Source organism: Commensalibacter sp. M0268, assembly GCF_016101925.1.
Taxonomy (GTDB): Bacteria; Pseudomonadota; Alphaproteobacteria; order Acetobacterales; family Acetobacteraceae; genus Commensalibacter; species Commensalibacter melissae.
Map to the genome: position 1 here is coordinate 364343 of NZ_JACFPQ010000001.1, position 21395 is coordinate 385737.

Annotated in this window: 17 protein-coding genes and 1 pseudogene; 14 read left to right on the forward strand and 4 right to left on the reverse strand. The window is 39.8% G+C overall.

The features are described 5' to 3' along the window. Positions 1-46 precede the first annotated feature (46 nt). The 4 genes from H3R28_RS01650 to H3R28_RS01665 all read left to right on the forward strand — a co-directional run bounded on the left by H3R28_RS01650 (position 47) and on the right by H3R28_RS01665 (position 5013). Entirely contained in the window at positions 47-2128 is a 2082-nt protein-coding gene (locus H3R28_RS01650) for a protein-disulfide reductase DsbD (protein WP_198210967.1), read from the forward strand. Between the two features lie 98 nt (positions 2129-2226). Then, positions 2227-2970 (forward strand): (Fe-S)-binding protein, encoded by a 744-nt coding sequence (locus tag H3R28_RS01655; RefSeq protein ID WP_110438287.1) that lies wholly within the window; start codon positions 2227-2229, stop codon positions 2968-2970. After that, positions 2967-4442 (forward strand): lactate utilization protein B, encoded by a 1476-nt coding sequence (locus H3R28_RS01660; RefSeq protein ID WP_198209521.1) that lies wholly within the window; start codon positions 2967-2969, stop codon positions 4440-4442. The genes H3R28_RS01655 and H3R28_RS01660 overlap by 4 nt, the downstream gene beginning before the upstream one ends. Continuing rightward, positions 4435-5013 (forward strand): LUD domain-containing protein, encoded by a 579-nt coding sequence (locus H3R28_RS01665; protein ID WP_155568302.1) that lies wholly within the window; start codon positions 4435-4437, stop codon positions 5011-5013. Before H3R28_RS01660 ends, H3R28_RS01665 begins: the two co-directional genes overlap by 8 nt. A 3-nt stretch (positions 5014-5016) precedes the next feature. Here H3R28_RS01665 and H3R28_RS01670 read toward each other — a convergent pair whose 3' ends face one another. The 4 genes from H3R28_RS01670 to H3R28_RS01685 all read right to left on the reverse strand — a co-directional run bounded on the left by H3R28_RS01670 (position 5017) and on the right by H3R28_RS01685 (position 9519). After that, positions 5017-5889 (reverse strand): hypothetical protein, encoded by an 873-nt coding sequence (locus H3R28_RS01670; RefSeq protein ID WP_155568301.1) that lies wholly within the window; start codon positions 5887-5889, stop codon positions 5017-5019. A 441-nt stretch (positions 5890-6330) separates the two neighbouring features. Further along, positions 6331-7251 carry an Hsp33 family molecular chaperone HslO gene (locus H3R28_RS01675; RefSeq protein ID WP_198209155.1) on the reverse strand — a complete coding sequence of 307 codons (921 nt, stop codon included), beginning with the start codon at positions 7249-7251 and terminating at the stop codon, positions 6331-6333. An 84-nt stretch (positions 7252-7335) separates the two neighbouring features. Beyond that, positions 7336-8319, reverse strand: a complete 984-nt coding sequence (gene argF / locus H3R28_RS01680) for an ornithine carbamoyltransferase (protein WP_198209153.1) — start codon at positions 8317-8319, stop codon at positions 7336-7338. Between the two features lie 9 nt (positions 8320-8328). Beyond that, the gene (locus H3R28_RS01685) at positions 8329-9519 is read right to left on the reverse strand and encodes an aspartate aminotransferase family protein (RefSeq protein WP_198209151.1); all 1191 of its coding nucleotides are present in this window, start codon (positions 9517-9519) and stop codon (positions 8329-8331) included. 118 nt (positions 9520-9637) lie between these two features. On the opposite strand from H3R28_RS01685, the gene H3R28_RS01690 reads away from it, so the two are divergent. The 10 genes and pseudogenes from H3R28_RS01690 to fumC all read left to right on the forward strand — a co-directional run bounded on the left by H3R28_RS01690 (position 9638) and on the right by fumC (position 21359). Next, entirely contained in the window at positions 9638-10222 is a 585-nt protein-coding gene (locus H3R28_RS01690; protein ID WP_155567105.1) for a regulatory protein RecX, read from the forward strand. A gap of 6 nt (positions 10223-10228) precedes the next feature. Beyond that, entirely contained in the window at positions 10229-10696 is a 468-nt protein-coding gene (locus H3R28_RS01695; RefSeq protein WP_230873441.1) for a CHAP domain-containing protein, read from the forward strand. Positions 10697-10862: 166 nt separating this feature from the next. Continuing rightward, positions 10863-11036, forward strand: a pseudogene (locus tag H3R28_RS08985) (twin-arginine translocase TatA/TatE family subunit); the annotation flags it as partial. A gap of 140 nt (positions 11037-11176) precedes the next feature. After that, on the forward strand, positions 11177-12127 hold the full coding sequence (locus H3R28_RS01705) for a bifunctional riboflavin kinase/FAD synthetase (RefSeq protein WP_198209149.1): 951 nt from the start codon (positions 11177-11179) through the stop codon (positions 12125-12127). Between the two features lie 106 nt (positions 12128-12233). Next, positions 12234-15110: an isoleucine--tRNA ligase gene (gene ileS, locus H3R28_RS01710; protein WP_198209147.1), complete on the forward strand. Its 2877-nt coding sequence runs from the start codon at positions 12234-12236 to the stop codon at positions 15108-15110. 20 nt (positions 15111-15130) lie between these two features. Further along, on the forward strand, positions 15131-15637 hold the full coding sequence (gene lspA, locus H3R28_RS01715) for a signal peptidase II (protein WP_155567101.1): 507 nt from the start codon (positions 15131-15133) through the stop codon (positions 15635-15637). 74 nt (positions 15638-15711) lie between these two features. Next, the gene (locus H3R28_RS01720; protein ID WP_198195825.1) at positions 15712-16236 is read left to right on the forward strand and encodes a DUF3035 domain-containing protein; all 525 of its coding nucleotides are present in this window, start codon (positions 15712-15714) and stop codon (positions 16234-16236) included. 61 nt (positions 16237-16297) lie between these two features. Beyond that, complete coding sequence (mutL, locus tag H3R28_RS01725) at positions 16298-18121, forward strand: DNA mismatch repair endonuclease MutL (RefSeq protein ID WP_198209145.1); 1824 nt, start codon at positions 16298-16300, stop codon at positions 18119-18121. A 131-nt stretch (positions 18122-18252) separates the two neighbouring features. Next, entirely contained in the window at positions 18253-19794 is a 1542-nt protein-coding gene (locus H3R28_RS01730) for an NADH-quinone oxidoreductase subunit M (RefSeq protein ID WP_198209144.1), read from the forward strand. 119 nt (positions 19795-19913) lie between these two features. Next, positions 19914-21359, forward strand: coding sequence for a class II fumarate hydratase (gene fumC / locus H3R28_RS01735; RefSeq protein ID WP_198209142.1), 1446 nt, complete (start codon positions 19914-19916; stop codon positions 21357-21359). Positions 21360-21395 lie beyond the last annotated feature (36 nt).

The window sequence follows — 21395 nt, forward strand, 5'->3', positions numbered from 1 at the left end:
TTATTAATTTTGTTTATCTCATCTTTAAGATAAAAATGGAATATTATTGACAGGGACAGGATTAAATCAAGTGCGATTCTGGATTACTATATTATTGATTGTAATAGGGTTTAACACGCATGTTATTTGGGGTAAAGAAAGCGATAAAATCTTTAAAGCGCATGTTGAGGCAAGTATCATCAGTGCAAGCGATTTCAATGATGATGTTGATCGGTCTTTACTAGCCCTTAAAATCAAACTGGAGCAAGGGTGGCACACTTATTGGCTGAATCCGGGAGATGCGGGAGATCCTGCTTCGTTACAAGTTTCAATCAATCATGATAGAAAAATTATATTTCCAAAAATAGAATGGCCTGTTCCCAAGCGGTTGTTTGAAAAAGGTTTATTGTCTTACATATATGATGGGGAAGTTATTTTACCTTTTTATCTTCATATTCCAGAATCCTATCGTGCCAAAGATCTGCATCTTCATATCAAGGCTACGTGGTTGATTTGTGCCAATATCTGTGTTCCCGTGCAGGCCGAATTTACAATTGATCTACCAAAAGGAAAAATCAATCAGGCAAATGAAGCGATCTTAATTCAAAAATCACTGAATAATAAACCCAGGCCTTTGCAACATAATTTATTCATTACACCAAATGGAAAATTGTGGGGCAATAAAACAGATCCTCTGTTTGATCAAGTGCAGGATGCTTGGTTTATGCCAGAAAGATTGGGATTGATTGATCAAGATCAAAAACAGCATTTTAAAATCAATCCAGAATATTTTGAATTGAAATTGCCCCTATTATCTAAAAAACCGCTTGATCAGTCCCTAGCTGGTATCTTGGCATTGAAGGATTACAATGGCAAGATTCATTACTGGTCAATTCATCCCATAATTAAAAAGAAACCTGTCTCACATATTCTGAATCTATTTTTATTGATCAGCAGTGCCTTTCTTGGTGGGTGCCTGTTAAATTTCATGCCTTGCGTTTTTCCTGTCATTGCCATGAAATTATTATCCTTAAGTCGTTTGGGAAATAAAAACCGTGCCTATCAATACCGGTCATGTCTGTCATACACGGCAGGGATCTTGAGCAGTTTTACGGGTATATCGCTCATATTTATAAGTCTGCGCTGGATAGGAAAACAGATAACATGGGGTTTTCAGTTTCAATCGGTTTCATTTTTGATAATTCTATGCTGGTTATTATTTATCATTGCCTTAAATCTTCTGGATGCCTTCACAATAAATTTTTCATTTTATTCAAGAACAAATTCATCCTCTTACCTTTCTGATTTTCTTACAGGTATTCTTGCTGTCTTGGTTGCAACACCTTGCACCGCACCATTTATGGGTATAGCTGTCGCAGCCGCCTTAAATAGTTCAGCCGAAAAAACTTTTTTTATATTTTTAGGAATGGGATTGGGTCTATCCTTTCCCTATTTGCTATTGGTTTTTATTCCAAAATTGACCCGTTTTTTACCGAGACCAGGAATATGGATGGAAATATTGAAGCAATTTTTGGCATTTCCCCTATTACTTAGTTGTGTGTGGCTGGTATGGGTAATTTATCAGCATGATCAGTCCATATCTTTATTAACTGTTTTGTTAGGCTGTGTTTTAATTGGATTTGGAGCATGGTTATTGGGTAAAAATCAGCTATTGCGATATAAAACTGCTACACGTGTATTTCAAAGGGTTACCAGTATCACGCTTATTCTGATTTTCATTTTGTTAGGAGGTATGATCACGGAAATGAATCTTGTGCAATCCTCTAATGAAACAGTGGAAAATAGGGAATATATGGTATTTTCATTAAAGAATGTTCAGCAATTGCAGATTGATCATAAAGCTGTATTTGTTAACATGACGGCAAGTTGGTGTCTAACATGTCTCGTGAATGATAAGGTTGCCTTATCCAACCGAAAAGTAAGAGATTATTTCCATCGTCATCATATTCAATATGTGATTGGTGATTGGACACATCACAATAATGAAATCAGTCGTTTTTTAAAACAGTTTGGACGGGAAGGGGTTCCACTTTATATCTATTATCCTGCCTATGGAAACCCTAGGGTGTTGCCCCAGATCCTGACCCCGGGTTTGGTGATAAAAAATATTGAAAATGTTAAAAATTAAAAATCGAAATAATAATTACAAGTAGTGAAACAACTCATAAAGTGATAAATTGCCATTGAAAATATAATAATTATAAATGGATATCAAGGTTTGCACAAATGAAGGTAGGGTTATTTATTCCATGTTACATGGATGCATTGGAACCTGAAGTTGGCATTTCAACTTTAAAGTTATTGGAACGTTTTGATCTGGATATTACATATCCTTTTGATCAAACCTGTTGTGGTCAACCCATGACTAATACGGGGTGTCATAAAGAGGCTGCCGCGACTGAAACCCTGTTTGTGAGGAATTTCTCGCAATTTGATTATATCGTCATGCCATCGGGAAGCTGTACGCATCAGGTTCGTTCCAATTTTGATGCCATCGAACAGACCGATGAGGTAAAACATGTAAGAACGCATACTTATGATCTGGTTGAGTTTCTGCATGATATTCTCAAGATTGATTCTTTTCCCTGGGCGTTTTTTCCCTACAAGGTTGCCATTCATAATAATTGCAATGCATTGAGAGGACTAAGACATGCGAGCATGTCAGAATTACGGGAACCATATTTCTCAAAACCCAGGGATTTGCTTGAAAAGGTAAGAGGAATTGAATTTGTTGAATTGACACGCCCTGATGAATGTTGTGGTTTTGGAGGAACCTTTTCAGTTTTTGAGGAGGGTGTTTCAGCAAAAATGGGTCAGGATAAGGTTATGGACCAATATAATAGCGGTGCAGAATACGTAATTTCCGCAGACAGCTCTTGTCTCATGCATCAGCAGGGATGCGCGCAACGGATGAAAATTCCCGTGAAATATGCCCATATTGCACGCGTTCTGAATGGAGATCTACAATGAATGTCAATATTAATTCAGACGTGAATGATGCGGCGCTTCAACATGAAGTTGGCGCAAGGGGTGCGGTTGTCAAAGGTAATAAACCCATAGATCAGCTTGAAGCCGCCAATCGCTTTATCGCTGCGCAGGCCCACGAGAAAATGCATGATAACCGTTTATGGGATTTACGTAAAAAGCGTGATGCGCAAATGCATCTTATCCCAGAATGGGAGGAACTTAGACAGTTGGCTTCGGATATCAAGGAGCACACGCTTGAACATCTTGCTCATTATCTCGAAATGTTTGAAAAAAATGCCAAAGATAATGGTATTCATGTTCATTGGGCGCAAAATGCTGAAGAGTGTAATTCGATTGCCATCGAGTTGATGAAAAAACGCCAGACCAAAATTTTAGTGAAAAGCAAATCCATGCTTGGGGAAGAATGTGGTTTGCGAAAGGTTGTGGAAAAGGAGGGGATCAACGTAATTGAAACGGATCTGGGTGAACGGATCCAGCAATTGGACAATGAGGATCCAAGTCATGTTGTTGTTCCGGCTGTTCATAAATCCCGTACGGATGTTTCCAGGGTTTTTACCAAAACTCTTGGGGCACAGGCGGGTAATAATGATATACATTATCTTGCCGAAACCCAGCGCGAAACAAATCGCCCCTTGATCCTGAAAGCTGAAGCTGGCATGACAGGAGGAAATTTTTTGGTTGCTGAAACGGGTGCGGTGGTTGTTTGCACGAATGAAGGGAATGCCGATCTTTCTGCCAATACACCCGGGTTGCATATTGTAACGGTCGGAATTGAAAAAATAGTTCCAGGGCTTGAACATCTGGCAGTATTCATTCGTTTATTGTCACGTAGTGCGCTAGGTTCCCCAATAACACAATATACATCTTATTTCCGGGGGCCCAGACATCATGGCGGGGAAATGCATGTTATACTGGTCGATAATACGCGTTCCACCCGTTTAGCTGACAAGAAATTCAAGGCAGGCTTGAAATGTATACGATGTGGTGCCTGTATGAACACATGTCCCGTGTTTCGTCGTAGTGGTGGATTAAGTTATGGAAGTACCTATGCAGGGCCAATTGGTTTGATACTTAGTCCGGGATATAATGCCCATAAATTTCGCAACCTTCCCTTTGCCTCAACCTTGAATGGCAGTTGTTCTAATGTCTGTCCTGTTAAAATCAATATTCATGAACAAATTTTTGAGTGGCGAGAGACATTGGCAGAAAAGGGTGAATTGTCCCTTGCAAAAAGAATATTGATGCAGGCCGCCGGGAAAATTTTGGGCAATCCGGTCCTGTATAGGGCCGCGATAAAAAATGCCGATCGGGCATTGAAATATCTCCCACATTTTATTGTTTACAATAATCTCAATAAATGGGGAAAACAGAGGGACTTGCCACCTGCACCCAAGGAGACCTTTCATAGCTGGTATGAAAAGAATTATCTGAAAAAGGAAAGCGTTAATGAATAGTCGTGATATCATTTTGGGCAAAATTCGCAAGGCCTGTGTTGATGAATATGTTAAGCCTCCTTCTGTTCCCCTGTTTCACCAGAATGATCTTGATTTGATAAAAAAATTTAAGAAAGTTTTTGAGCAGATGGGGGGTGAATTACTGGAAAATCATGCCGATAATCCTTTTGAGTCGATTTATGAAAAACTTTCAAACGCAAAGAATATCTGTTCTGTTGTTAAGGAAATAAAGGGTGATTATAATATAACGGATCAAACGCCTCCGAATAGTTTGCATGATATTGACTATGCAGTTGTCAGGGCAAGTTTTGGTGTGGCTGAAACAGGATCTGTTTGTCTTACCGAAAAAGATCTGGTTGTAAATACTTTGGGTTATTTGCCGCAACATCTGGTCGTTTTATTGAACAGCTCCGAAATCGTGGAAAACCTGCATGATGCGTATGCACGTCCGGAATGGAGGCGAAATCATTATGCAGCACTACATACAGGTCCCTCGGCCACCGCAGATATTGAAGGGGTATTGATCCATGGCGCCCAGGGTGTACGTTCACTTTCCTTGTTATTGCTTTAGAATCTAGTATTTTTTGGAAATGGCTGATTGAGGCAGTGTTCCCAATACCCCAACAGGATATTTACCTTTAGTTGAAGAAACAGGTTGTGTATCATGGACTGGGGGTGCGGCAGATTCATTGTTGGGAATGCCATCAGGGAAAACAGCATTTAAATCTGCGTTTGAAGCAGAAGGTTTGTTGGTGGCAGGTGCTATATTCCTGTGATCGGGAGGGGACATATCATGTTTTACAGCGGTTGAAGATGCCTTATCATTTAAATCCTGTGTTTTAATTGAGTCTGAAATTGGTGTGCCTGTGGCATCAACAATCCAGGGCTCCAAATGATTGCGAATTTGATATTCTAGTTCCACATTGACATCTTGCATCATTTTTTGGGTAATATCATATAAATTTGCTCGGCTATCTAAGTCTCCCTTATTATGATCAGTCTGGTATGTATGATTTGTACTGACCTGAATTGAGCCAACTTTTCTATTATTGTTGTTATAAATATCGAGACGAATATCAATTTGCCCGTATACGGCATCATCACTGTTTTCTTGCAAAGAAGCTCGGCTGATTGTAAATATAGCCTTTCCGGATGTGCCTCTTGCTTTAAGACGATTATTAACCATGTTATTCAAGGCCATGGCCGGAGGGGTCGGGCTTAAATTGGAAATATCCCTTGGATATTGATTTGCGTTAGAATGATCCTGTATGCTTATTTGTCCAACATTCAGGAATATAGGGGTTAGATAATCATATGTTAGTGGTGCATATTGAGTGGTATCTTTATGTGCACAAGCTGATAATATCACGACCGGACTAATCCATAAAAATGCAGATAAATAAAATTTAAATCGATATGATAACGATTTGCGTAATTCGAATGACATGACAACCCCTTGATATTTATAAATTCATTAATTGCTGGTTACGTTAAAACAGGTTAATTATACGTATATATTTAACCTGTTTATCATGATATAATCCTATTCCAAAATTTAGTCATGATAACAAATCTTTTGAAAAAATTATATCATATCATATTACTATTCCAATTTTATGAATGATATAATTTGTTTAGAATAAAATATGACAATGATTATGATACAAGAGAGTTAAAAGCTTATTTGTTTGAAACAATACGAAGAAATCATAATTTTATTAGGTGTTATTTATTAAAACAGTTTTTTATCTGTTTTTTGGTCATTTAAAAATTAAAAAGTGAATATTATAATTAGTAAAAATTCTATAGAATTCACATTTGTTTATATTCAACAAATAGAAAATTTTAACATTATTTTGAATTTGCTTATTAATCGATATTATTTTTATTAGATTTCTTTACGAGAAAAAATAAAATCGTAACAGCAAAATTCGCATGTCATGATAATTTTTTCATTTTCTGCCATGCTATCAAGTTCATCTTTGGAAAAATTGTTCAAGACCTCTTGTAACCTTGATCGGGAACAACGACAACCATAAGCGACACTTTTCGGCTTGCCAACAGAAAATTCCAAACTGTTGAAAAGACGATAAAGTAATTTTTCTGAAGCCAGATTTTTATCAAATAACTCTGAAGCTTTTAAAGTATTGGCTAAAATACATATTGTTTCCCATTCTTTTTCATCATTTTCAGCGGTTGGCTTCAAAATGATTGAATTTTCATGGGCAATTTTTTCAAGAATTAGGCCGCCAGCTTGCCATTTATTTTGATAGCATTCGCAATATAATTGAATTGAATAGGGAAACTGCTCACTATTTTCAAAATAGTGACTGGCCATTTCTGCAAGTGTTTCTCCTGTCAGTTCAACCATCCCCTGATAATTGTCTTTTTTGTCTTGTTGGTCTACGGTCAGAACGAATAATCCTTTTTTCAAAAGTGTTTTTGCTGATGCATTTTCAGTAAAATCATTTATTTTGTCTTTGTCATAACGAATATAGAAGCGTAGCTCGCCTTTATGGGTACAATCAGCAACCAACATTGACACGACTCCCTCTCCCTTGATTTGCAAAGAAAAAGATCCCTCAAATTTTAATGATGAAGCCAGGCCAGCAACTAATGACAAAGCTTCACCTCCCAGTTTGGTGATACAGTCTGGGTAGTTGTGGCGTTCAAGAATGGAATGAGCTACAGGTCCCAAACGAATGAGCCTTCCTCTTGCCGAAGGGAAGAAAAAAGGCGTAATTCCCTTGCCGTAGGTAATATCTGGAACATTGGGTCGATCATTATTGGAATGATGAAGGTTTTTCATGGTTATCTTCTCAAGATAAAAGCGAATAGCCGAGAAATCTTTTTTGAAAAGATAGGCTAAATATTGTCTATTTCAAGAATGGAATTAACGGGAGCCGTAATCACGCCAATTATCACCCATCAAAGCCCAAATCAGAATGGCTTTATGTGCATGAAGACGATTTTCAGCTTCATCGAAAACAACTGATTTTTTACTTTCAAAAACCTCAGCGGTTACCTCTTCACCGATATGGGCAGGCAAGCAATGCATGAAAATGGCATCATGTGCGGCTAGTTTCATTAAATCGAGATTAACTTGATAAGGATGCAATAATTTCAAGCGTTGTTGTTTTTCAGAATCATTATCAGACATGCTAACCCAGGTATCGGTAACAATACAATCCGCATCTTTAACTGCCTTTTTTGGATCTGTGGTCAGCTGAATGTCTGCCCCCATTTCTTTGGCCCATGACAGTATGGTTTTTGAGGGTAATAAATCGGGTGGGGTGGCTAATTTAAGAGTAAAATCAAATTGTGCGGCAGCTTCAATGAAAGAATTTGCAACATTGTTACCATCGCCAACCCAGGCAATTACACGTCCCTTGATAGGACCTTTATGTTCTTCAAAGGTCATGACATCAGCCATGACTTGTCCCGGATGCGAGGCGGGAGTCAGTCCGTTAATAACGGGGACTGAACTTAATTGTGCCAATTCGGTCAAATGTTCGGTACAGCCTGTTCGAAGAACTATGCCATCCACAAATCTCGAAAGAACACGGGCAGTGTCGGCAATGGTTTCGCCCCGGTCAATCTGCATTGTACTGGTTGATAAAACAATCGGATTACCGCCCAGTTGATGAATTCCCACCTCAAAAGATACGCGCGTACGGGTTGAAGGTTTGGAAAAGATAAGTGCGATTGAACGTCCTTTCAGAGGTTGGGCAGGATGTGAGGGATATTTTCTATCTTCCTGCATTCCTTTGATTTGAGAGGCGAGGGTGATTATATCTCTTAAATTTTGTTTACTAATATCTTTGAGTTCTAAAAAGTGTTTTATTTTTTTTGATTGAGAAATAATTGGGTTATTCATAGAAATTACTCATTGAACAGATTTCAGGTTTTTACGTAATTGCTCGGCAGCATTTCTTAACCGGTGAATACCATCTTGGCATTCCTCCTTGGTTATAATTAGGGGAGGAATTATGCGAATGACATTATTTCCTGCCAATACGGTCAGTAGATTTTGCTCTAGGGCCGCATTTTGTATCTCGTTTACAGGAATGGTTCCCTTTAATCCCAATAAAAGACCCTTTCCGCGAACTTCAGCGTAAACATCTGGATAAATCTCGGTTAATTGTTGCAGTTGTTCCTTTAGATACAGTCCTGTTTCCCGTATATTTTTCAGGAATCCAGGTTTCAATATGATATCCATAACTGCATTTCCAGCCGCACATGCAAGAGGGTTTCCTCCAAAGGTTGATCCATGCGTTCCAAAGGTCATGTGTTTGGCGATTTTTTCCTTGGCAAGAAAAGCGCCCATGGGTACGCCCCCGGCGATACCCTTTGCCAATGAAAGAATATCAGGTTCAATATCTGTCCATTGATAGGCAAAAAATTTACCTGTTCTGCCAACTCCGCACTGAACTTCGTCAAATCCTAGGAAAAGATCATTCTCATCACAGATTTGTCGCAATGTCTTTAGAAAATCAGGAGAAATAACAGTGATTCCACTTTCGCCTTGTATGGGTTCGATCAGAAATCCTGCCGTATTCTGGTCAATGGCTTCTTTCACCAGGTCAATATCATGTATTGGAATATGTTTGATCCCAGGTATTTTAGGCCCGAAACCCTCCAGATATTTTTGATTGCCTGTCGCATTCAAAGTTGCAAGAGTTCTTCCATGAAAAGCGTGGTTAAAACAGATGATATCTGTTTTTTCTGGATGGTTGTTTTTATATTGGGCGCGACGAATAGCCTTTATGACTCCTTCGTTTGCTTCTGCCCCAGAGTTGCAAAAAAACACACTGTCGGCAAAACTTATTGCTATTAATCTTTCGGCTAATTTTATTGCCTGAGGAATTTGGTATAAATTGGAAACATGAATGACTTTTTTTGCCTGTTCCGAAATAGCTTTACACAAAAGGGGATGATTATGACCTAGAGATGATGTTGCAATTCCAGCCCCGAAGTCCAGAAATCGTCGCCCATCAACCGTAAAAAGCCACACGCCGTTTCCATGGTCAAAGGCAAGGTTTGCACGATTATAGGTGGGCATCAAAGCGGAAATCATAATCTCTCTTGTCGATTTTATTGAAGGAAACAGACATAATTAATGATTGAGAAAAAAAAGTCAATTTATTCCTAATATAATCAAGGGTAATTGATTGGATAATGTTTAAAGGGAAGTGATGCAAATCATGTCAAACAGGATACAGCTTCCTGACTTAAAAGAGTATGCACTGAATTATCTTGCCCGTTATAATAATACCGAGGCAGGATTGGTTAAACTTTTAAGGCAGAAAGTCAATCGTTGGATTAAACAAATTCAAAAGGAGGACGATCAAGATTACGATGAAATTCTCAAGAAGGCATACGATAAGATTGATCAGATTGTCAATGAATTGAAGCAAAATGGCGGTATTAATGATGACAGATTTATTTTTTCCAAAATGCCATCCTTGATCCGTGCGGGTTGTTCCAAAAAACAAATTCAGGGACGTTTTATACAAAAGGGAATCAATCCCTCCTTAATTCAGTCCTCCTTGCAAGAATATCATGATGATCATCTTGAGCTGCTATCCGCTTTGGCCTATGCACGGAAAAGGAAGATTGGACCATTTCGTCAGCGTTTGTTAAAAAAAACAGCTGAACTGAAGGATCGTGAACAAATGATCCTTGCAAGGCGTGGATTTTCGTTTACAATCTCAAAAGAAGTTTTATCGATGACCCATGCAGAGGCAGAAGAATGTATCAATAAAATACGTTCTTTATAGGGGAAAATGAAATCAGGATTTTTTGTTCGCGTCTTAATCATGTTTTTTGGAATTCTACCTTTGCTGGCTGCCTGTGGAGGGGGAAGAAGCTATCATGGCTCCTTGCAATGTGCACCCTATGCCCGCAAGATCACTGGTGTTGAACTTCAGGGGGCAGCCTATAGTTGGTGGTATCAGTCGAGAGGGAAATATTATAGAACCAAAAGGCCAGAACCGGGGGCAATATTGGTTTTTCGTAAAACTTCCAGATTGCCTTATGGGCATGTTTCTGTCGTAAAAAAACTTCAGGATTCACGCACGATTATTGTTGATCATGCCAATTGGGAAGCGCAGAGAATTGATCACAAGGCGCCAATTATAGATGTTTCATCACGTAATGACTGGTCTTTGGTAAGGGTTTGGTGGGCTCCTACGGGAAAGATCGGGATCAAGCGATATGCGACATATGGTTTTATTATTCCCAACAAGTCGTGATCAAGGCAACAAAAAACCGCGTGATTTGCAATTTGGTGTTAAAAGTAAAATATAGTATGATAATTTTAATTAAATTATGATATTTCCTGTGTTTAAGTTAGAAAAAGTCGATTGAATTTTCCGAAAATTGTCTGCATGTGTAAGTTGTGTAAGGAATAAATATATTATGGGCAGTATGAGTATTTGGCATTGGCTGATTGTATTGATTGTGGTTTTGCTGGTTTTTGGATCAGGAAAGATTTCAACATTAATGGGGGATCTGGCCAAGGGTATCAAGATTTTCAAGAAAAATATTGCCGACGATGAAACCTCTTCTCCACAAAGCAAGACAATTTTGCCAGATGTCGACAACAAAGGGGATACCTCTGTTTCCTTTAACGATAATAAGGAAAAAACCCCTGTATCATCCGAAACACAGAAATAAGGTTTTGTTGTTTCAGAAGAGGTTTTAGATTAATAACGAAAGAAAATTTGCCGTTTATGACGACTATCTATACAAACGGACAGGCAATTCCGCTATCAGCCCAGGGTTCTGTAACAGCTTTGGGCAATTTTGACGGTGTGCATCGTGGGCACGCTTATTTATTGGAGACTTTAAAAAAACAGTTTCCAGACCGTTCTTTATCTGTAGTAACTTTTGAACCTCATCCAAGACAGCTTTTCGAAGGCAGGGAAATTTCATTTCGATTGACGAATGCAGAAGAACGAAATGCAGCCTTGTCTGCTCTGGGTGTTGCAAATATTTTTCAGATAACATTTGATCAAGAATTTGCTGCGCTAGATGCAAAGAATTTTATTCATCAAATTCTTTATAAATCATTCGGGATTTTTCATGTGGCTTGTGGTGAGGGTTTTGTATTCGGGCACAATCGTCAAGGAAATACCGATTTTTTGATTTCTGAAGCGGATAAACTGGGTATTGGCGTTACGATTGTAAAACCTTTGCAGGAAAAGGGAACGGTAATTTCGTCCAGCCTTATCCGTTCCTGTCTGAAAAATGGAAATCCTGAAAAGGCTGCCCATTATTTGGGTAGGATCTGGTGTATTCAGAATATAGTGGAGCATGGGGATAAAAGGGGCAGGACAATTGGTTTTCCAACTGCGAATTTACAATTGGGGGAACAGGTAGAGCCTAAATGCGGGGTTTATGCGATTAAAATTCGGTTGGCCAATGGGAGAATGCATGAAGGAGTGGCCAATCTCGGATACCGTCCAACAATTGGAAAACAGACCAGAGCCTGTCTGGAAGCCCATTTGTTTGATTTTAACCAGGATATTTATGGTCAAAAGATTACTGTTTATTTGTATCATTTTATTCGTGATGAAAAACGTTTTCGTGATTTGAATGAATTGAAAAAACAAATAGCCCGGGATGCAAATAATGCGAAAGAATTTTTTAAAATAAAAAATGACTCTGTTAATTCCTTGTAAAAAAGAATTATTAATAATGATAAATTTTATTTTTTAGAAATTGGTTTTATTTTATAAAATCAAATATTGTCTTAATCTACTTTAATTTTACAGTTAGAACGAAATCATGGCTGAATCCAAATCTACCGATCTGTATAGAGATACAGTATTTTTACCTTCAACCTCATTCCCAATGCGTGGGCGGTTACCTCAACGGGAACCTGAAATTTTGAAACGTTGGAAAAAAATAGGATTGGATGAGGCTATTGTCCGGCAATCGGATCAACGGATTTTGGAAGGGAAAAAGGTCTTTACCCTGCACGATGGCCCTCCCTATGCCAATGGACATTTGCATATCGGACATGCACTTAACAAGATTATCAAGGATGTGATTAATCGTTCCCACCGTATGAATGGAGAGGTTGTTCGATATATTCCCGGTTGGGATTGTCATGGTTTGCCCATTGAGTGGAAGGTAGAAGAGAAATATCGCAAGGCAGGTAAAAACAAGGATGATATCCCGGTATTGCAATTTCGGGCAGAATGTCGCAGCTATGCCCAAAACTGGTTGTCAATTCAATCATCCGAATTTCAGAGACTTGGGGTTCAGGCAGAGTGGGATCACCGATATGCAACAATGGATTTCAGTTCAGAGGCAGCCATTGTTGAAGAAATTGGTCGTTTTCTATTAAATGGTAGTTTATATCGTGGCCTGCGTCCTGTTATGTGGAGCCCGGTTGAAAAAACGGCTCTGGCTGAGGCCGAGATTGAATATCACGATCATACATCGACAACTATATTTGTAGCTTTTCCTTTTGTCAAAGATCCAACCCCCCAGCATTTATTGGAAAATGTTTCGGCTGCTATCTGGACAACGACTCCATGGACAATTCCTGCGAACCGAGCCATAGCTTACAATAACGATATAACCTATCAGATTATCAGTGTTAAAGCAGTTGACGCTGATTCCCACGTGTCCATTGGAGCTAATTTTCTTATTGCACAGGATTTGCTGGCCTCATTTTGTGAACAGGCAGGTATTACGGAATTCAAGGAAGAGGCATCGCTTGAAGGAACCGCGTTGGCAGGTGCAGTTGCAGCGCATCCCTTGCGGGGAAAAGGCTATGATTTTGATGTTCCTTTATTAGCAGGCGAGTTCGTCACGACTGAAGCGGGAACAGGATTGGTTCATTGTGCTCCCGCACATGGTGAAGATGATTTTTATTTATGTCAGCAACATCAAATTGGTGTAACGGAATATGTTGAAGATGATGGGCGTTACGCTTCGGATGTCCCTCTATTTGCCGGTATCCATGTTTTCAAGGCGGCTGAAGCTGTTTGTGAAGAGTTAAACTTATCCAGAGATGAGGCAAGGAATGCAAACAAACCATTTACTGGTCTTGTTGCCCAATCCTCCATCGTGCATTCTTATCCTCATTCCTGGCGATCACGGGCCCCGATTATTTATCGTGCTACCCCGCAATGGTTCATAGCAATGGATGATAATAGAAAAATTCGTGAGAATGCATTGTCAGTTCTAGAGGATGTTACATTTGTTCCCGCACAAATCCGTAACCGTTTGACCAGCATGATTGCCTCGCGTCCCGACTGGTGTATTAGCCGGCAACGTGCCTGGGGTGTGCCAATCGCCGTTTTTGTCAATAAGGCAACCCGTGAGGTTTTAAGGGATGCTGAAGTTATGCAACGGATTATAGAAGCTTTCAAAAAAGAAGGTGCAGATGCATGGTATAATTCTTCTCCCTCGCGTTTTCTTGGTGAAAATTACAATAGTGAAGAATACGAACAGGTGTTTGACATTGTGGATGTTTGGTTTGAAAGTGGTTCAACGCATGCTTTTGTCTTGGGTAGGGACAAACTTAATTTTCCTGCGGATTTGTATTTGGAAGGTTCCGACCAGCATCGTGGTTGGTTCCAGTCATCGTTGCTAGAATGTGTGGGAACACGTGGAGTTGCACCTTACAAGGCCATTGTCACTAATGGATTTGTAATGGATGAACAGGGACGTAAAATGTCAAAATCCCTCGGTAATGTTATTGCACCCCAGAATGTCAATGATGAACTTGGCGCAGACATTTTGCGTTTATGGGTAATGAACTCTGATACGAATGAAGATCTTCGAATTGGAAAAGAGATTTTAAAACAGCAAGGTGAATTATACCGACGTTTAAGAAATACGTTACGTTGGGTTCTTGGAGGTTTGGAAGGGTTTTCAGATAAGGAAAAACTTGATTATGAGGATCTTCCTGAACTTGAGCAATGGGTTCTGCATCGTATTTATGAAATGAATCAGGTTATTCAAAAAGCTATTCATACTCATGAATGGGTTGGGGTTTATCCTGCTTTACACTATTTTTGTACAAGTGATTTGTCGGCTTTCTATTTCGATATCCGCAAGGATTCACTTTATTGTGATAAAAAAGAGGATATACGTCGTAGGGCGGTTCGAACCGTATTGGATGTATTGCATAGATGTTTATGTACTTGGTTGGCACCGGTGTTATGCTTTACTGCAGAGGATGCATGGACTGCTCGCTTTGGTGAGAATGCAACTGTTCATTTGGAAGAATTTCCTCTCATACCTGTGAAATGGTCGAATGATAATCTGGCAAAACGTTGGATTCAATTACGCTCCATTCGTCGTATCATTACAACGGAAATTGAAAATATGCGTCGGGAAGGGATTATCAAGTCTTCGCTCCAAGCTGCTGTAGAATTGAATTTTTCAGAGGAAGAAGCTGCCTTGTTTGGCCATTATGACTGGGCTGAACTGGTTATTGTGTCCCGGGTTGATATCAATATTATACCGGGTTCGGCATCTTTGTATTCAGTGGAAACCAAACAGGGTGGAGAGGGTCATGCCGCACCTCTTATTCGGGTAGCAACAGGACATAAATGTGCACGTTGCTGGAAAGTTCTCGATGAAGTGGGAGGCAATTCAAGTTATCCAGAATTGTGCTTGCGTTGTATCGATGTTGTTTCGTAATATTTGGTTTAGGGATTTTCATGAATAAAAGTTCCGTTGTCGTGCAAGTTAATCATTTGAAAAAATGGTATTGGGGATTGGGAATGCTGTTTCTGATATTCTTGCTGGACCAGATCAGCAAATACTGTATTCTCAATATAGTAAATTTGCCCCAAAAAGGTTCTGTTCCCGTGATTCCATTTTTCAACTTCACTATGGTATGGAACAGGGCAATTACTTTTGGCATGTTGGGCCAGTTTGGTTCATGGGGATCCGTTATTTTTTCTGTTTCCGCCTTTGTGATTGCGGCAAGTTTATTCATATGGATGATTCGTGCCCGTAAAATCTGGGTTATCATGAGTCTGGGTGCCATTGTTGGCGGAGCGTTGGGAAATATCTTAGACCGTTTGCGCTTTGGCGCAGTGGTTGATTTTATTCACTTTCATGTTGCAGGGTGGTCATGGTATGTTTTCAATGTTGCAGATAGCGCAATTGTTTGTGGTGTGATTATCTTGTTAATGGATGCTTTTTTTGGTTGGGAAGAATAGTTTAATATGATACGAAATAGATTCATATTATTAACTATTATTGCTTTTACGGATTTTGTTAAGGAATAAGACGGATGATAATGCGTAAATCAGGTTTGAAATTTTTATTGCCCATGGGATCCCTAATCGGTATTGTTGTCTTGCTTTCTGCCTGTTCCGGTCAGGATGTTTCCCGTGCATTTGGTATCAAAAGATCAATGCCTGATGAATATACCGTTACGACTCGCGCGCCTTTATCAATGCCACCTAATGATAGTTTGATGAAGCCTGATGAAAATGGAGTCAGACCTCAAGAACAGTCCATACGTCAGCAGGCATTGGAAATTCTTTCTCCCGATGTTGCCTTGGAAGGCATGAAAGATGTTCCAAGCCAGGGCCAAACCCGGTTGATTCAGGATGCTAATCAATCAGCTGATCAGGAACGTCATAATGAGTTGGTCACGCAGAATGGTTTTGTTGACCAGGTCATGTTCTGGAAAAATGGCAAGCCTTCAGATTTGGCTGTTGACAGTGTGGCTGAAAATAAACGATTGCATAATAACTTGAGTTTGGGTTTACGTCCTGATGACGGGGCAACACCAACGACGACACAAAAATAGGTTTTTTGACAAAAGAGGGTTATAAAAAAGATTTGCAATTCTCCAAGTCATTATTAGAATAATGATTATTCGCCCTTTATCCGAACATACAGTTAATTTAATTGCTGCAGGAGAAGTTATTGAGCGTCCTGCCGCCGTTGTTAAAGAACTTGTGGAAAACGCGCTTGATGCAGGGGCAGGCAGAATTGAGATCAATCTTGACAACGGTGGTATTGATCATATTCAGGTCATTGACAATGGTTGTGGAATAGAGGCTGATGACCTGCCTCTTGCAGTTTCAAGACATTGTACTTCAAAATTGTTTGAAGATGATCTTGTAAATATTAAAACATTGGGATTTAGGGGAGAAGCTCTGCCTTCCATTGGGGCCGCCGCCCGATTGAAAATTATTTCGCGTGTCAAATCGGCGGAAAGTGCGTGGCAGATCTCGGTTGAAGGTGGTAAGATTGTAAACCCCAGTCCGTCCGCTGGTCAAATGGGAACACAAGTTGTTGTAGAAGATTTATTTTATGCGCTTCCTGCACGACGTAAATTCTTGAAAACCGCTCGAGTTGAATATAATCGGTGTGAAATGATTATACAGCGTTTGGCCATCTCTCACCCCGATGTTTCATTCACTCTTATAAAAGATGGTAAGACCGTTTTGAATCTACCGATTCAATCGCAAAAAGATCGTATTTTGGCAGTGTTTTCTGATATTCATGATGAAGAACTGATTATGTTGAATTTCGATCGGGGGGATTTGAAATTATCTGGTTTCATCAGTGCTCCATCTGTAAATCGGGCAACAACAAATGGTCAAATTATGGTTGTTAATGATCGGCCTGTTGCTGATCCAATAATGCAAATGGCTATTCGTGTTGGTTATCGTCAAGTTCTTGAAAAAGGACGTTATCCTGTCGCCGTACTTTTTCTGCAGCTACCCTTGGATCAGGTAGATGTGAATGTACACCCTGCCAAAACTGAATTGCGTTTTGCTGACGAAGCTGCAGTTCGAGCCTTGATAATTGGTAGCATTCAAAAGAGTCTGGCTATTGGTGCGGGAGTTGCAAATGTTAATCCTGAATCTTTGCATGTTTTTCCCACCACACAATATTATCCCAAAAAAGCTTCTATTCAGTATCCCGCGTATCAGCAAAGAATGGGTAAGAACAATAAAGAATTTATTCAAGAAGAAGATGTATGTGCTGGGGACAGTTTTGAATTGGGAGCAGGATTATCTTTCAAGGATGTTGGCGATACGTTATCAAGATTCTTTGATAAAAAATATCAAAAAACTACTGCAACCTTGCCTTTAGGATATGCCGTGGCACAAATTTTCAAAACGTATATTGTTGCGGTAACAGAACATGAAGAATTTGTCATTGTTGATCAGCATGCAGCTCATGAACGTTTAACTCATGAGGCTTTACGTCAACAGTATTTAGAGGCTGGAATACAAACACAGCCTTTACTCATACCGGAAGCAATTGAATTTTCTGCTGTTCACTATCGTTGTCTTATAGGTTTTAAGGACAGTTTGGCAGATTTGGGGATAGAAATAGAATCTTTTGGGGAAAAAACGATTCTGGTCAGGGCTCTGCCACAACTTTTGGGAAGCATTTCCGCACAGTCGCTTTTGATTGATCTTGCTGAAGAATTGCAGGATAAAGAACAGATATCGGTTAATGATATTGAATCTGTCCATACCCAACTTGATGCTATTCTTGCCAGAATGGCATGTCATAACAGTGTAAGGGCAGGCCGCTCTTTAAATGAGGAAGAGATGAATGCCCTTTTACGTCAGATGGAGGCCACTCCAAGGGCAGGAAGCTGTTCACATGGAAGACCGACATGGCTGAAATGGAGCAAAAAAGATATGGAAAAATTATTTCATCGCTCTTAATAAATTGATATTAAGGAAAAATTAATTTTAAGTAATATTGACAAAAATAAAAACTTTCTGGGCAATGTGGTCAGAAAGTTGTATATAATCGAACAATTGTTACGTTTAAATAGATTAAAAAAGAGAATACCGTGCATTCAGTACTGCTTACATTAGTAACGTATTTGCCTTTGCTTGGGGCTTTGGTCATCTTTCTTATGCGTGGATCCTTTGAAGAGGTTGCACGTACTTCCCGTTGGATTGCTTTATGGACAAGTATCATAACATTTGGTCTGTCAATTGTTATGTGGAGTGAATTTCATCCTCGACACGATGGATATCAATTTGAAATTCAAAATTCATGGATTTCGGGATTTGGTGTTTCCTATCATGTTGGCGTGGATGGGATCAGTTTATTTTTTATTATCCTATCAACTTTATTGACCCTGATTGGAATAATGGCCGCATGGCAGATGATCACGGATCGTATCCGTGATTATATGGTTGCTATTTTGGTGTTGGAAACGACATTGGTTGGCCTGTTTTCCGCCCTAGATATGGTTGTATTTTACTGTTTTTATGAAGCGACCCTGCTGCCAAGCAGCATGTTAATTGGAATCTGGGGAGGTCCGAAACGGATTTTTGCCTCTTTGCAATTCTTTCTATTCACGTTTGCTGGTTCTTTATTTATGATGATTGGGATTTTGTGGATATGGGTGAATACAGGTACCACGGATATTCCCATTTTAATGCACGCATCTTTCTCACCTGCTGTCCAGGGGTGGTTATTGCTGGGTTTTATCCTCGCGTTTGGAGTCAAATTGCCTCTCTTTCCTCTGCATGCCTGGTTACCAGCCGCATATGTTGAGGGTCCGGCGTCGACCACCTTGCTGGTTTCTGGCGTCATGTCTAAGGCAGGCGCCTATGGATTATTAAGATTTTGTGTTTTAATGTTGCCTGAGGCATCTCACCGTTATGCAATGCTGATTATGGGATTGAGTATATGTGCGATTATTTATGGTGCAATAATCGCTTATAAACAAACAGATATTAAACGGATTATAGCCTATTCATCATTTTCTCATATGGGTCTTATTGCCATAGGATTTTTCTCTCTGACACCAGAGGGAATTGATGGCGCCCTATTACAGGTTCTTACTCATGGGGTAACTATTGCTGCACTTTTTTTATGTGTTGCCGCTGTCACCTATCGTATTGGTACAAGAGATATCGAGGCGTTTGGAGGTATCGCTAGTAAAATGCCCAAACTGGCCTTGCTTGGAATGATCTTTATCATGGCAAATGTTGGATTGCCTGGTACGGGTTCGTTTGTGGGTGAATTGCTGGTCATGATTGGAGTTTTACATATATCATTCTGGGTTGCTTTCCTGGGAGGATCAAGCATGATATTAGGTGCTGTTTATATGCTGGTCATGTATCGCAATGTCATATTTGGAAAAATTGTTAATCCGGTTATCAATTCAATTCGGGATCTAAACGCAAGAGAAATGACAATCTTGGTACCATTAGCCGTAATTATCCTGTGGATGGGGATTTATCCAAACAGTTTCTTATCGGTTTTTAATCCGGTAGTGACTGCCTTTACAAATTCAGACCGTATAGCAGAATTGATGAATCATGGTCATATTGTGGCCGATAATATTAATAATATGCACAGTATTTTTGTTCGCTAAGATTTGATAGTCTAAGCGAATATATTTGATTAATACCCACGTTGCCTCTCTTGGCTTATGCGTGGGTTTTTTTTATGATTTATAGTGATTATTTTAATAATTTTTTTAAAAGGTAAATTATGATCAAATCTGTTTCTGGAAAAGTGGCAATTGGAATTGATAAAAAAGGATTGCGTCAAGAAAGTGATTCAATGGGAAAAATAGAGGTCCCTGCGGATCGTTATTGGGGAGCACAGACTGAACGTTCCTTGCATCATTTCAATATTGGTGGGGATGTCATGCCGCGTGAGGTCTATCATGCCTACGGTATTGTTAAACATGCAGCCGCAGAGGTGAATTGTGAAGCGGGCCGTTTGGATGAAACGAAGGCAAAAGCAATCATTCAGGCTGCTGAAGAGGCAGCCGAGGGTGCGCTTGATGATCATTTTCCGCTTTGTGTCTGGCAAACGGGTTCAGGTACACAAACCAATATGAATGTAAATGAGGTGCTTGCCAATCGGGCCATTCAGCTTTTAGGGGGGGAGATCGGTTCCAAAAAACCTGTTCATCCCAATGATCATGTGAATATGGGACAGTCTTCCAATGATAGTTTCCCGACAGCTATGCATGTCGCTATGGTAATGGAATTGGAAAAGCATCTTTTTCCAGAATTACAAAAATTACATAATGCCATTGAGCACAAAGCTAAGGAATGGATGGATGTTGTAAAGATCGGTCGTACCCATTTACAGGATGCAGTTCCTTTAACCGTTGGTCAAGAATGGTCTGGTTGGGCTGCTCAATTAAAGGAAAGTTTACATCGTTTAAAATCAGTAGAGAAAGAATTGTTTGAACTGGCTGCAGGTGGAACAGCTGTTGGAACAGGATTGAATGCGCCAAAAGGTTTCTCCAAAGCAATTGCTAAAAAAATCGCTCAAATCACCAGCTATCCTTTTGTAACAGCGCCCAACAAGTTTGCCTCCTTGGGTGGACTTGACGCTATGGTGGCCACGATGTCTGCGTTACGTGGCGTTGCGGTTGTTCTATTAAAAATAGCAAATGATACTCGTTGGCTCGCTTCAGGACCACGATGTGGACTTGGAGAACTTCATTTGCCTGAAAATGAACCGGGGTCGTCAATTATGCCTGGAAAGGTCAATCCGACTCAATGTGAGGCAATGATCATGGTTTGCATGCAGGTCATGGGTCTTGATGCTGCCGTTGCCTTTGCTGGCTCACAGGGTAATTTGCAGTTAAATGTAACGCGTCCGCTGGTTATCATGAATACGCTACATGCCAGCCGATTGTTAAGGGATGCAGCTAAAGCCTTTCGTGAATTTTCAGTCGAAGGGACAACATTAAATAATGCGCGTATTCAAAAATATATTGATAATTCATTAATGCTTGTTACAGCTCTGGCACCTGTCGTTGGATATGATGGGGCGGCTAGAATTGCACATATGGGAGATGTTGAAGGATTAAGTCTTAAAGAGGCGGCTTTAAAATCGGGATTGATTGATGAAAAGCAGTTTGACGAGCATGTAAAACCTCGGTTGATGGCTGGACATGGTGTTGAAGGTGCCTAAATAAAAAGATTTAATTTTCTAGGCATCGATAAAATG